This is a genomic window from Amycolatopsis keratiniphila (genome assembly GCF_000400635.2).
In the GTDB taxonomy this organism is placed as follows: Bacteria; Actinomycetota; Actinomycetes; order Mycobacteriales; family Pseudonocardiaceae; genus Amycolatopsis; species Amycolatopsis keratiniphila.
Map to the genome: position 1 here is coordinate 4690903 of NC_021252.1, position 12327 is coordinate 4703229.

The 12327-nt window shown below is 68.0% G+C and carries 12 protein-coding genes; 9 read left to right on the top strand and 3 right to left on the bottom strand.

The genetic code is table 11. The annotated features are described in order from the left end of the window. Window positions 1–173: 173 nt before the first annotated feature. Together hpaB and AORI_RS62400 are read right to left on the bottom strand one after the other, a co-directional pair. Window positions 174–1634, bottom strand: coding sequence for a 4-hydroxyphenylacetate 3-monooxygenase, oxygenase component (gene hpaB, locus AORI_RS62395; RefSeq protein WP_016334626.1), 1461 nt, complete (start codon window positions 1632–1634; stop codon window positions 174–176). A 30-nt stretch (window positions 1635–1664) separates the two neighbouring features. Then, on the bottom strand, window positions 1665–2198 hold the full coding sequence (locus AORI_RS62400) for a flavin reductase family protein (protein WP_016334627.1): 534 nt from the start codon (window positions 2196–2198) through the stop codon (window positions 1665–1667). Window positions 2199–2257: 59 nt separating this feature from the next. On the opposite strand from AORI_RS62400, the gene AORI_RS62405 reads away from it, so the two are divergent. Beyond that, the gene (locus AORI_RS62405) at window positions 2258–2947 is read left to right on the top strand and encodes an IclR family transcriptional regulator (RefSeq protein ID WP_016334628.1); all 690 of its coding nucleotides are present in this window, start codon (window positions 2258–2260) and stop codon (window positions 2945–2947) included. 236 nt (window positions 2948–3183) lie between these two features. Here AORI_RS62405 and AORI_RS62410 read toward each other — a convergent pair whose 3' ends face one another. After that, the gene (locus tag AORI_RS62410; RefSeq protein WP_043848144.1) at window positions 3184–4557 is read right to left on the bottom strand and encodes an MFS transporter; all 1374 of its coding nucleotides are present in this window, start codon (window positions 4555–4557) and stop codon (window positions 3184–3186) included. A gap of 92 nt (window positions 4558–4649) precedes the next feature. On the opposite strand from AORI_RS62410, the gene AORI_RS62415 reads away from it, so the two are divergent. The 8 genes from AORI_RS62415 (at window position 4650) to AORI_RS62450 (ending at window position 12290) form a co-directional block, all read left to right on the top strand. Further along, complete coding sequence (locus AORI_RS62415; protein ID WP_016334630.1) at window positions 4650–6134, top strand: fumarylacetoacetate hydrolase family protein; 1485 nt, start codon at window positions 4650–4652, stop codon at window positions 6132–6134. Beyond that, entirely contained in the window at window positions 6116–6787 is a 672-nt protein-coding gene (locus AORI_RS62420) for a GntR family transcriptional regulator (protein ID WP_016334631.1), read from the top strand. Before AORI_RS62415 ends, AORI_RS62420 begins: the two co-directional genes overlap by 19 nt. Before the next feature lie 13 nt (window positions 6788–6800). Next, the gene (hpaE, locus tag AORI_RS62425; RefSeq protein ID WP_016334632.1) at window positions 6801–8306 is read left to right on the top strand and encodes a 5-carboxymethyl-2-hydroxymuconate semialdehyde dehydrogenase; all 1506 of its coding nucleotides are present in this window, start codon (window positions 6801–6803) and stop codon (window positions 8304–8306) included. A gap of 32 nt (window positions 8307–8338) precedes the next feature. Then, window positions 8339–9433, top strand: a complete 1095-nt coding sequence (gene hpaD / locus AORI_RS62430; protein ID WP_016334633.1) for a 3,4-dihydroxyphenylacetate 2,3-dioxygenase — start codon at window positions 8339–8341, stop codon at window positions 9431–9433. 9 nt (window positions 9434–9442) lie between these two features. Then, window positions 9443–10228 carry a 2-oxo-hept-4-ene-1,7-dioate hydratase gene (gene hpaH / locus AORI_RS62435; RefSeq protein ID WP_016334634.1) on the top strand — a complete coding sequence of 262 codons (786 nt, stop codon included), beginning with the start codon at window positions 9443–9445 and terminating at the stop codon, window positions 10226–10228. Beyond that, window positions 10213–10980, top strand: a complete 768-nt coding sequence (locus AORI_RS62440; RefSeq protein ID WP_043848145.1) for an HpcH/HpaI aldolase family protein — start codon at window positions 10213–10215, stop codon at window positions 10978–10980. Before hpaH ends, AORI_RS62440 begins: the two co-directional genes overlap by 16 nt. Window positions 10981–10989: 9 nt before the next feature. After that, window positions 10990–11928: a hypothetical protein gene (locus tag AORI_RS62445; protein WP_016334636.1), complete on the top strand. Its 939-nt coding sequence runs from the start codon at window positions 10990–10992 to the stop codon at window positions 11926–11928. 62 nt (window positions 11929–11990) lie between these two features. Next, window positions 11991–12290: a hypothetical protein gene (locus AORI_RS62450; RefSeq protein ID WP_016334637.1), complete on the top strand. Its 300-nt coding sequence runs from the start codon at window positions 11991–11993 to the stop codon at window positions 12288–12290. Window positions 12291–12327: the final 37 nt, after the last annotated feature.

Sequence of the window (12327 nt, forward strand, 5' to 3'; positions counted from 1 at the left end):
CCCGCTCACGGATTCGTGATGACGGGAATTTGGACAAAAGCAGGACACATCATGGTCGATACATACTCGCCTGCCGCACGACGTGAAAAAGCGTCCGTCACCCGATGGATGACGGACGCTTTCCGACTGTCGCTATCCGTTCGAATTCATGGCGATTTCGGCGAAATCCGCACTCAGCCGTCTTCGCGTGCCAAGAGTTCCCGGACCCGTTCCTGCAGCGCCTCCCTCGGGTACGCGTTCACCTGGGCGCCGGCCATCCGCACCGGGTCGCCGAAGAAGAAGTACTCGTACAGCGACTCCCGCCCGGCGAAGCTCGAGACCGACGCGTCGAACGCCAGCTTGAACAGCCGCGCGCGGTCCTTGGCCGGCAGGGTGGCCGACTGGAGGTAGGTGTCGATGTCGGGACGGCCCTCCGCCTCGAAGTCCGCCTCACCCGGCAGCGCCATGAGGCCGGAGGCGGAGAACTTGCGGATGATCTCGGTCAGCCGCGGCGAGACCTTCGTGGGGTACCAGTTCCGGGCGGCGTTCAGGACCTCCCACTTGGGCAGGAAGACGCCGTCCTCGCTGAGCTTGCCGTCGGCCTCGGCCGCGCGCAGCACGGCCTTCTCGATCTCGACGTAGGAGATCAGCTCCGACAGATCCTGCTGGATGTGCTGGAAGCCACCGATCCCGATCGCGGCGGCGATCTCACTGGCGAGCCCGAGGTAGAACTCCGTCTTGGCCAGCGTGCGGGTGACGACCTGGTGGGTCATGAGCGCACCGGCGCCGGTCTCGGAGTACCAGGCGTTGCACAGTTCCGGATGCCCCAGCAGGAAGACGCGCTCGTTCGGGACGAAGACGTCGTCGAACACCACGACCGCGTCCATCTCCTCGAACCGCGAGGCCAGCGGTTCGTCGAAGGCCGAGCGGCCGTGGTCGAGCCCGGCGCGGCAGAAGTACTTCAGCCCGGGCGCGTCGTTCGGGACGGCGAAAGCGTACGAATACGGGGCGTCCTCGGGAGTGCCGCGCAGGACGGTCGACGGGAAGACCAGGAGTTCGTCGGCGATCGGCGCGATCGTGGCGAGCATCCGGGCACCGCGGACGACGATGCCGTCCTCCCGTTCCTCGACCACCTTCGCCGACAGGTTGCCACCGCCCTGCTGACTGCCCGACACCGAACGGTTGACCTGCGGCGGGATCAGGGTGTGCGTCGCGAGCAGATCGTTCTCGCGCGCCATCTCGTAGTACTTCTCGATGCGCTCGCCATAGACGGGATCGGCCTGGGAAAAGAACTTCTTCGCGGCCGAGAGGGCGGTGAGCGACGAGTTCATGTAGTCGCCGGTGCGGCCCAGGAATCCGTTCGAGTACTCGGCCCATACGGAGAACGCGGCACGGCGGCGCTTGAGGTCTTCCTCGTTGCGCGGCACCAGGAACGACATGCCGACCCGCTCCCCCGTGGCCGGCGATTCGTAGGTCAGGACGTCACGGTGCGCCGGGTCGTGCTGGAGGTCGAACAGCTTCGCGTAGGTCAACGCGTTGTTGCGGAACGCCGGATGCTCGGCGACCTTGGCGGTCACCTTCTCGCCGTCGACGTACAGCTCCGGTGTCATCGCGTTGAGCTTGTCGAGGTACTGCTGTCCGGTACGGGCTCCCATGTCGTGCTCCTTCTCGGGTGGACGTCGTTGTCAGAACAGGGATTCGTGACCTTGCGCGGATTCGTGGATCGTCGAGAACCGCCCGTCGACGAAGCCGAGCGCGTCACCGGAGCGGTAGTCGAACTCCCGCACCTCACCGAGGAACAGGGTGTGATCGCCGCCGTCGTAGGCGGCCCACGGCGTGCAGTCGAACCAGCTGAGGACGCCGGCGAGCCGCGGCGCGTGCCCCCCTTCGACCCATGTCGGCGCGCCTTCGGGAGTCGGGCGGCCGGCGAAGTTCATCGCCAGCGCCTCCTGCTCGGCGCCGAGGACGTTGACCGCGAAGGGACGGTCGGCCAGCAGGTCGTGGCTCTTCACGGTGCGCTGGATCGAAACGAGGACGAGCGGCGGATCCATGGAGACCGCGGTGAAGGAGTTCACCGTCAGGCCGTGCCGTTTCGTCGCGGCGTCGAAGGTCACCACCGCGACACCCGTCGCGAACCGGCCCAGGCAGCCTCGGAAGAACTGCGCCGGCGGCCGATAGAGGCTCGATCCCGGCGGAAAACTGGTTTCGCGTGACATCATCGTCTGTTCCTGTTCTATAATCGAACAGCCAGTTCAACTATCGAAATGGATCGTATACGATGGTTTCGGACTCCCGCAAGACCGCGAGCACGTCCCAGACACTCAGCCGCGGCATCCGCGTCCTCGAAGTCCTTGCCGACGCCCAAGAACCGCTCAGCGTCGACCGGATCGCCGAACGGCTGGAGGTGCACCGGTCGATCGCGTACCGGCTAATCCGCACCCTCGAAGAGCACGGGCTTCTCACGCGGGAACCCGCCGGGAAATACGAACTCGGCGCGCGGCTGGCCGCGCTGGCGGCGGGGATCAAACACGATCTGCAGGCCGCGGCGCTGCCCGAACTGACCGCGGTCGCGAACGAACTCGGCATGACGTGTTTCGTGGCGGTGATGGACCGCGAGGAATGCGTGACCTTGGTCAGCGTGGAACCCCGGCACGCCGTCGCGTCCGTCGCGCAGCGCCCGGGGTCCAGGCATCCGTTCACCGCGGGCGCCCCCGGCCGCGCGATTCTTTCCCAGCTGCCGGAGGAGAACCGGCCGGCGGGAATCGCGGAAGTCGTCGACCGCGGCTACGCGGACAGCCATGGCGAGGTGATCGAGAACCTCAGCTCAGTGGCCGTGCCACTCTCCCTGCGCGGGCACGCTCCGGCGGCCCTCGCGGTCGTCTATCTGTCGAGCACGCGTACCCCCGCCGAGCTCGCGGAGCGGCTCAAGGCGGCGGCGAAGGCCGTCCGTGACGCTCTCGGCGGGTGAGCGTCACGGACGGCTGGATCACTTGGAGAACCGCAGCGGGCTGACGGTGGGATGAAGGCTCCCTTCACCGCGTCTAATGCGGTGAAGGGAGCCTTCATCCCCGGGCACGCTCGTGTCGTCCACCCAGTCACGCGTGTCGTCCGCCGGATCACGCGTGTCGTCCGGTCAATCACGGGACACCGCCGATGCTGAACCCTCGTGCCACCCGCACCTACCAGGCCACGTCCGGCTTGACCTCACTTGGAGAAGCGCAGCGGGCTGACCGCCTGCTCGGCTTCGTGGTCGGGCCCGAGTGGGATTCCCGACCGGTCACGCAGCAACAACGTGGCGATGAGGCCGACGACGGTCATCCCGCCCAGGTAGACGGCGACGGACACCGAAGTTCCGGTCGCGTCGACCAGCGCGGTGGCGATCGTCGGCGCGAACGCGCCCCCGAGGATCGCGCCCAGCGCGTACGAGATCGAGACCCCGGAGAACCGGATGGACGCGGGGAACAGCTCCGCGTAGAACGCCGCCTGCTGACCGTAGGTGAACCCGAGCCCGACACTCAGGATGATCAACCCCAGCGCCAGCAACACGATGTTCCCGGTGTCCACCAAGGGAAAGAGCAGCGCGACGCCGGCGAGCTGCGCGATCCAGCCGACGACGTAGGTGCGCCTCCTGCCGATCCGGTCGGACACCGCGCCCGCCGCCCACGTCGAGATCAGCCAGGTCGCCGCGGACGCGGTCACCGCCCAGAGAACCGGACCGCGGTCGAGCCCGAGCGGACCCTTCGGGTTGGTCGCGTAGTTCTGGATGTAGCCGCCGGTGGTCATGTAGCCGACCGCGTTGTTGCCCGCGAACACCAGCGCGGCCACGACGACGAGCACGGCGTGCTTGCGGAACAGCTGGATGATCGGGGTCCGGGTCTGCTCACGGCGTTCGGCGATCTCCCGGAAGACCGGGCTCTCCTCGACCCGGCGCCGCACGTAGTGGCCGACCAGGATCAGCCCGACGCTGAGCAGGAACGGGATCCGCCAGCCCCAGTCCAGGAACGCCTGCCCGGGGACGAGCAGGCTGGTCAGCGCGAGCACACCGGAAGCCAGCAGCAAGCCGAGCGGCACGCCGATCTGCGGTGAGGCGCCGAAGAGTCCCCTGCGCTTCGACGGCGCGTGTTCGACGGCCATCAGGACAGCGCCGCCCCATTCCCCGCCCGCCGAGATCCCCTGCAGGATCCGCAGCAGGATGAGCAGCACCGGCGCGAGCACCCCGATCTGGTCGAACGTCGGCAGCACCCCGATCAGCGTGGTCGCGGCGCCCATCAGGATCAGCGTGAGCACCAGGACCACGCGACGGCCGTACTTGTCGCCGAAGTGCCCGGCGAGGAACGCGCCGAGCGGACGGAACAGGAAGCTCACGCCCACCGTGGCGAAGGAAACCAGCGTGCTGTTCGCCCCGAGCCCGGAGAAGAACAGCTTGCCGAAGACGAGACCGGCCGCGGACGCGTAAACGAAGAAGTCGTACCACTCGACGGTGGTACCGACGACGGTCGCGAAGGCGACCCGCCGCCGGTCGGAGGACGGTGGAGCGGTCCGGCCGGATGTGCGTTCATCCTGGGCTGGGTTCGACACGTGGACTCCTTTGTCGTCGGCCACCTTGCCACTGTGGCACGGAATCATATACGTTATTAGATACGAAGCAAGGGTCGAGGATTCAGGGGAACATGGGCACTTACGAGGCAACGTCGCCGTCGGGCCGCGGCTCCGGTCCGCTGGGCACCCGGCCGGGCAAGATCATCGCCGTCCATCTCAGCTACGCGTCACGCGCGGAGCAGCGCGGACGCCGTCCGGCGAACCCGTCGTACTTCTTCAAGCCGTCGAGCTCGATCGGCACGTCCGGCGGCACCGTCGAACGCCCGGCCGGCACCGAACTGCTGGCCTTCGAAGGCGAGATCGCGCTGGTCATCGGCACCACGGCCCGCTGGGTCAAGCCGGACCAGGCGTGGGATCACGTCGCCGCGGTCACCGCCGCGAACGACTTCGGCCTTTACGACCTGCGCGCCGCGGACAAGGGCTCCAACGTCCGGTCCAAGGGCGGCGACGGCTACACCCCGCTCGGTCCCGGCCTCATCGACGCACGCGACGTCGACCCGTCGTCGCTGCGCGTCCGCACCTGGGTGAACGGCGATCTGGTGCAGGAGGACACCACGGCCGGGCTCATCTTCCCCTTGCGGCAGTTCGTCTCCGACCTCTCCCAGCACTTCACGCTCGAACCGGGCGACGTCATCCTCACCGGCACCCCGGCCGGATCGACCGTGGTCTCCCCCGGCGACGTCGTCGTGGTCGAAGTGGACGTTCCCGGCACCTCGGTGAGCAGCGGACGGCTCCACACCACCGTTTCCCAGGGCATCCGGGCCTTTTCGGACATCGGCAGCCTGCCCGAGGTCGACGACAAGCAGCGCGCCGAAGCTTGGGGAACTCCCGTCGAGGAACCTGCCGAAGAGAAGGCTCCCTCACTCAGCGACGAGCTCCGCGCCAAGTTGCTGCGTGCGCCCGTCGCGGGTCTGTCCGCCCAGCTGCGCAAACGCGGGTTGAACAACGTCGCGATCGACGGTGTGCGTCCGAATCTGCCGGGCTCGAAGGTCGTCGGCACGGCACGGACCCTGCGTTTCGTCCCGAACCGCGAGGACCTCTTCAAATCCCACGGCGGCGGCTACAACGCCCAGAAGCGGCTCTTCGACTCGGTCGGCGCCGGCGAGGTGATCGTGATCGAAGCCCGCGGTGACAAGGGTTCCGGCACGCTCGGCGACATCCTGGCGTTGCGGGCGCGATACCTCGGCGCCGCCGGCGTGATCACCGACGGCGGGGTCCGGGACTTCGACGCCGTCGCCGCGACCGGGCTCCCGGTCTTCTCCCAGGGCGCGCATCCGGCGGTCCTCGGGCGCAAGCACGTGCCGTGGGACACCGACGTCGCGGTCGCCTGCGGCGGGGCGACCGTGCTGCCCGGCGACATCATCGTCGGTGACGACGACGGCGTGGTGGTCATCCCGCCTTCGCTGGCCGAAGAGATCGCCGACGCGGCGCTCGTCCAGGAGGACGAAGACTCCTGGATCGCCGAGCAGGTCGGACAGGGCCGCCCGATCGAGGGGCTCTTCCCGCTGAACCCGTTGTGGCGGGAAAGGTATGAGGCATGGCAGAAGAAGCAGTGAAGACGACCAGCAAATCCGAACTCGCCTACGAGTGGCTGCGTGAGCGGATCGCCCGGCACGAGTACGGACCCGGCTACCGGCTGGTGCTCGCCGAGATCGCCGGCGCGCTCGACATGAGCGTCGTCCCGGTGCGCGAGGCGATCCGGCGGCTGGAGGCCGAACGGCTGGTGACCTTCGAACGCAACGTCGGCGCGCGTGTGGCGATGGTGGACCAGAACGAGTACGTCCACGCGATGCAGACGCTCGGCGTCGTCGAAGGCGTCGCCACCGCGCTCTCCGCACCGCAGCTGTCCGAAGAGAACATCGCGCGGGCTCGGCGGGTGAACGAGCGCATGATCGCCCTGCTGGACCATTTCGACGCGCACGAGTTCACCGCGCTGAACCAGCAGTTCCACTCGCTGCTCTTCGAATGCTGCCCCAACCCGCAGATCCTCGACCTCGTGCACCAGGGCTGGACCCGGCTGTCCGGGCTGCGCGACTCCACGTTCGCGTTCGTCCCCGACCGCGCGCACCGGTCGGTCGAGGAGCACGAAGAGATCCTCCGGCTGATCTCCGAGAAAGCCGACCCGCTCGACATCGAATTCGCCGCGCGCAATCACCGCTGGGCCACCATGCAGGCCTTTTTGGACGCTCGAGAGCGCGCCAAGCGCTGACTGAGGAGGAATCTTGACCAGCACGACTCCCCGGCCGATCCCGGACGGTGTCCCGGAGCGGATCCGGCACTACATCGGCGGCGAACTCGTCGATTCGGCCGACGGCGCCGTCTTCGACGTGATCGACCCGGTCACCAACGAGGTCTACGTCCAGGCCGCCGCGGGCAAGAAGGCCGACATCGATCGCGCCGTCGCCGCCGCGCGGAAGGCGTTCACCGAAGGCCCTTGGCCGAAACTGCTGCCGCGTGAGCGTTCGCGCGTGCTCAACCGCATCGCCGATCTCGTCGAGTCGCGGGACAAGCGGTTGGCCGCGCTGGAGAGTTTCGACTCTGGCCTGCCGATCTCGCAGGCGCTGGGCCAGGCACGGCGGGCCGCGGAGAACTTCCGGTTCTTCGCCGACCTGATCGTCGCGCAGGCCGACGACACCTACAAGGTGCCCGGCCGCCAGGTGAACTACGTCAACCGCAAGCCGATCGGCGTCGCCGGGCTGATCACGCCCTGGAACACGCCGTTCATGCTGGAGTCGTGGAAGCTCGCGCCCGCGCTGGCGACCGGCAACACCGTGGTGCTCAAGCCCGCGGAGTTCACCCCGCTTTCCGCGTCGCTGTGGGCGGAGATCTTCGAGGAGGCCGGGCTTCCGGCCGGTGTTTTCAACCTCGTCAACGGCTTCGGTGAGGATGCCGGCGACGCGCTCGTGAAGCACCCGGACGTCCCGCTGATCTCGTTCACCGGCGAGAGCGGCACCGGCAGCCTCATCTTCGGCAACGCGGCGCCCTTCCTCAAAGGACTCTCGATGGAACTGGGCGGCAAGTCACCCGCCATCGTCTTCGCCGACGCCGATCTGGAGACCGCGATCGACGCGACGATCTTCGGCGTGTTCTCGCTCAACGGCGAACGCTGCACCGCGGGCAGCCGGATCCTGGTCGAGCGCGCGATCTACGACGAGTTCGTCGAGCGGTACGCCGCGCAGGCCAAGCGGGTCAAGGTCGGCGACCCGAGCGACCCCGCGACCGAGGTCGGCGCGCTGGTGCACCCCGAGCACTACGACAAGGTCATGAAGTACATCGAGATCGGGAAGACCGAGGGCAGGCTGGTCGCCGGTGGCGGCCGCCCGGACGGCTTCCCGACCGGGAACTACGTGGCGCCGACGGTGTTCGCCGACGTCAAACCGGACGCCCGGATCTTCCAGGAGGAGATCTTCGGCCCGGTCGTCGCGATCACCCCGTTCGACAGTGAAGACGAAGCACTGGCGCTCGCGAACAACACGAAGTACGGGCTCGCGGCCTACGTCTGGACCAACGACCTCAAGCGGGCGCACAACTTCGCGCAGGCCGTCGAGGCGGGCATGGTGTGGCTCAACTCGAACAACGTCCGCGATCTCCGCACACCCTTCGGCGGGGTGAAGGCGTCCGGGCTGGGGCACGAGGGCGGCTACCGCTCGATCGACTTCTACACCGACCAGCAGGCGGTGCACATCAATCTCGGCGAGGTGCACAACCCCGCCTTCGGCAAGGGCTGAGCCCACCTCCACTGTCCACGAAGGATGACGCAATGAAGCCGATCCCCACCCCGAAATCGCCGCCGCCGGACGTCCTGCGCTGCGCGTACATGGAACTCGTCGTCACCGATCTGGCGCGGTCACGCGCCTTCTACGCCGACGTGCTCGGCCTGACGGTGACCGAAGAGGACGAAACGACGGTCAGCCTCCGCACGATCGACGAGTTCATCCACCACAACCTCGTGCTGCGCCAGGGACCGGTCGCGGCGGTCGCGGCGTTCTCGTACCGGGTGCGGTCGCCCGAAGACCTGGACAAGGCCGTCGCGTTCTACACGGAGCTGGGCTGCCGGGTCGAACGTCGCGCGGACGGCTACACCCAGGGCATCGGCGACTCGGTGCGGGTGCAGGACCCGCTCGGCTTCCCGCTCGAGTTCTTCCACGACGTCGAGCACGTCGACAGACTCAGCTGGCGCTACGACCTGCACGTTCCGGGCGCGCTGGTGCGGCTCGACCACTTCAACCAGGTCACGCCGGACGTCCCGCTCGCGGTGAAGCACATGGAAGATCTCAACTTCCGGGTCACCGAAGACATCCAGGACGACCAGGGCACCACCTACGCGGCCTGGATGCGCCGCAAGCCCACCGTGCACGACACCGCGATGACCGGCGGCGACGGGCCGCGGATGCACCACGTCGCCTTCGCCACGCACGAGAAGCACAACATCCTGTCCATTTGCGACAAACTCGGCTCGCTCCGGATGTCGGACCACATCGAACGCGGCCCCGGCAGGCACGGCGTGTCGAACGCGTTCTACCTGTACCTGCGCGACCCCGACGGGCACCGCGTCGAGATCTACACGCAGGACTACTACACCGGCGACCCGGACAACCCGGTCGTCACCTGGGACGTGCACGACAACCAGCGTCGCGACTGGTGGGGCACGCCGGTGGTCCCTTCCTGGTACACCGACGCTTCGTTGGTGCTCGACCTCGACGGCAAGCCCCAGCCGGTCGTCGCGCGGACCGACGACAGCGAACTCGAGGTCACCATCGGCGCCGACGGCTTCTCCTACACCCGCAAGGGTGACGACGAAGGCGAACTGCCGGCCTGGAAACAGGGCGAGTACAAACTCGGCAACCAGCTCTGAGGCGGGGACATGCTCGAACAGGAAACGATCACCGCGATCGCCGACGAACTGGCGGCCGCGGAGGAGGCGCGGGAGACGATCCCGCTGCTGACGGCGCGGTATCCGGACATGACCGTCGAGGACTCGTACGCCGTGCAGAACGAATGGCGGCGGCGGGGTATCGCGGCGGGCCGTCGTCCGGTCGGCCGCAAGATCGGGCTCACTTCGAAGGTCATGCAGGCCGCCACCGGGATCACCGAACCCGACTACGGCGCCATCTTCGCGGACATGGTGTTCGAGAACGGTTCCGTGATCGAGCACAGCCGGTTCTCGAACGTGCGCATCGAGGTCGAGCTGGCCTTCGTGCTCCGTGATTCCCTCGCCGGACCGGACACCACGGTGTTCGACGTGTTACGGGCGACCGAATACGTCGTGCCGGCGCTGGAGATCCTGTCGTCGCGCATCGACATGGCGGGCCGGACCATCGTGGACACGATCAGCGACAACGCGGCCATGGGCGGAATGGTCTACGGCGGCAACCCGGTCGCCGTGGACGCCGTCGACCTGCGCTGGGTCTCGGCGCTGCTGTACCGCAACGAGACCATCGAGGAGTCCGGAGTCGCCGCCGCGGTGCTGAACCATCCCGCGAACGGTGTCGCCTGGCTGGCGAACAAACTCGCCCAGCACGGTGACAAGCTCGATCCGGGCGACATCGTGCTGGCCGGGTCGTTCACGCGGCCGATGTGGGTGCATCCAGGTGACACCGTGACCGCCGACTACCGGGATTTGGGGGCGATCACATGCCGCTTCGTCTAGACCCGCCGTTCCGGGAGCGGCTGGGTGAGCGGCCGCGGATCGGCATGTGGGTCACGTCGGGCAGCCCGGTCGTCGCCGAGATCTGCGCGGGCTCCGGGCTCGACTGGCTGCTCGTCGACACCGAGCACTCCCCCGCCGGGCTGGAGACCGTGCAGTCGTTGCTGCAGACGATCGCCGCCTATCCGATCACTCCGGTGGTGCGCGCTCCGTCCGGCGACGCGGTCGCGCTGAAGCAGCTGCTCGACCTTGGCGCGCAGAACCTGTTGGTGCCCATGGTCGACAGCGCGGAGGAGGCGGAGGCCGTCGTGCGGGCCGTCCGCTATCCGCCGCGAGGCGTGCGTGGTGTCGGCAGTGCGCTCTCCCGGTCCGCGCGCTGGAACCGGGTCGAGGACTACCTCGCGAAGGCCGAGGAGTTCACGTCGCTGTTCGTCCAGATCGAGTCGACGGCGGGGGTCGCGTCCGCCGCCGAGATCGCCGCGGTCGACGGCGTCGACGGGGTGTTCGTCGGACCGTCCGATCTGGCCGCCTCGATGGGCCTGCTGGGGAAGCAGACGCATCCCGATGTCACGGCCGCCGTCTTGCGCACCTTCGAGGCCGTCGTTGCTCAGGGAAAACCAGTGGGAGTCAACGCGTTCGACCCTGCGCAGGCTCAGCGCTACCTCGACGCCGGTGCCTCGTTCGTCCTTGTCGGCGCCGATGTCACGCTGCTGGCCCAAGGCTCGGAGGCGCTCGCGCGGCGGCATCAGGCCTAAGGTCTGGGCATGATCCCGTGGCTGCTCGACTCCGATCCCGCCCTGCGCTGGCAGGTGGAACGCGACCTCGCGCACGAACCACCCGAGGTCTGGGAGGCGACGCGGGCACGGATCGCGACCGAAGGCTTCGGCGCGCGTCTGCTCGCCCACCAGGACCCGGACGGCCAGTGGGCGGGCGGCGCGTTCTTCCCCGCCGGATTCACCGGCCAGGAGGACGGGCAGCCGTGGACGGCGACGACGTGGTCGCTGAACACCCTGCGGGAATGGGGCATGGACGCAGGTGTCCTGCGCGGGACCGCCGAACTCCTCGCTGAGAACAGCCGGTGGGAGTACGACGATCTCCCGTACTGGGGCGGCGAGGTCGACTGCTGCATCAACGCGTGGACCCTCGCGAACGGCCTGTGGCTCGGCGCCGACGTCACCTCGCTCGCCTCGTGGTTCCCGGAACACCGGCAGCCCGACGGTGGCTGGAACTGCGAATGGGTCTCGGGATCCCGGCGTTCGTCCGTGCATTCGACGCTGAACTCACTCAAGGGTCTGCTCGCCTTCGACATCGCGACCGGCGGAACTGCGGCTTCACATGCCTCGCGGCGCTCGGGTGAGGAATACCTGCTGGAGCGCGGCCTGTTCCGGCGGCTGTCGACCGGTTCGGTCATCGCGCCGTGGACCACGGTCTTCGCGTACCCGTTCCGCTGGTTCTACGACGTGCTGAACGCGGCCGACTACTTCCGCGAGGCCGCGCTGCACGACGGCACCGCGCCGGACCCGCGGATGGCCGAGGCCGTCGAGCTCATCCGTGCCGCGCGGCAGCCGGACGGGACCTGGTTGCAGGCCCACCGGCACTCCGGGCGGGTGTGGTTCAAAGTCGATGTCGCAGCGGGTGAGCCTTCGAAGTGGCTGACGTTGTATGGGAGTCGGGTGCTGAACTGGTGGGATTCGGCGGTTTAGGCTGGGCTGCGGGTCAGCGAAACGCGACGAGGGAAGACAGCGCGTCGACATAGCATCAGCAGGTGATCGAACTCGCCCACTTCATCGCGGCCGTCCATACCTACGCACCGAAGTGGGAAGCGACCGCGATCCAATGGCAACTCACCCTCGGCGCCGACCATGAGAAGAGAACGGCCTGGGTTGCCTGCGAGACCGGCGACAGGGTGGGCTGGTTCGGCATCTGGACCAGCGGCGAAGCCGAACTCGAGGTCGGAAACCTCGACACCGGCATCGTCGACTGCGTTCATTATGACCTCTCCAACCCAGAGGAACTCAGCGCCTGCCTGGACGATCTCACCCGCAGGCTGGCCGAGCGGACCTGATCACCGAACGGCAACCACTGTGGGTACGCCCCAGTTC

Bases quoted from the DNA above. Each gene is read 5' to 3' on its own strand.
- hpaB (WP_016334626.1), bottom strand. From the start codon at position 1,634: ATGGGAGCCCGTACCGGACAGCAGTACCTCGACAAGCTCAACGCGATG.
- AORI_RS62400 (WP_016334627.1), bottom strand. From the start codon at position 2,198: ATGATGTCACGCGAAACCAGTTTTCCGCCGGGATCGAGCCTCTATCGG.
- AORI_RS62405 (WP_016334628.1), top strand. From the start codon at position 2,258: ATGGTTTCGGACTCCCGCAAGACCGCGAGCACGTCCCAGACACTCAGC.
- AORI_RS62415 (WP_016334630.1), top strand. From the start codon at position 4,650: ATGGGCACTTACGAGGCAACGTCGCCGTCGGGCCGCGGCTCCGGTCCG.
- AORI_RS62420 (WP_016334631.1), top strand. From the start codon at position 6,116: ATGGCAGAAGAAGCAGTGAAGACGACCAGCAAATCCGAACTCGCCTAC.
- hpaD (WP_016334633.1), top strand. From the start codon at position 8,339: ATGAAGCCGATCCCCACCCCGAAATCGCCGCCGCCGGACGTCCTGCGC.
- hpaH (WP_016334634.1), top strand. From the start codon at position 9,443: ATGCTCGAACAGGAAACGATCACCGCGATCGCCGACGAACTGGCGGCC.
- AORI_RS62440 (WP_043848145.1), top strand. From the start codon at position 10,213: ATGCCGCTTCGTCTAGACCCGCCGTTCCGGGAGCGGCTGGGTGAGCGG.
- AORI_RS62445 (WP_016334636.1), top strand. From the start codon at position 10,990: ATGATCCCGTGGCTGCTCGACTCCGATCCCGCCCTGCGCTGGCAGGTG.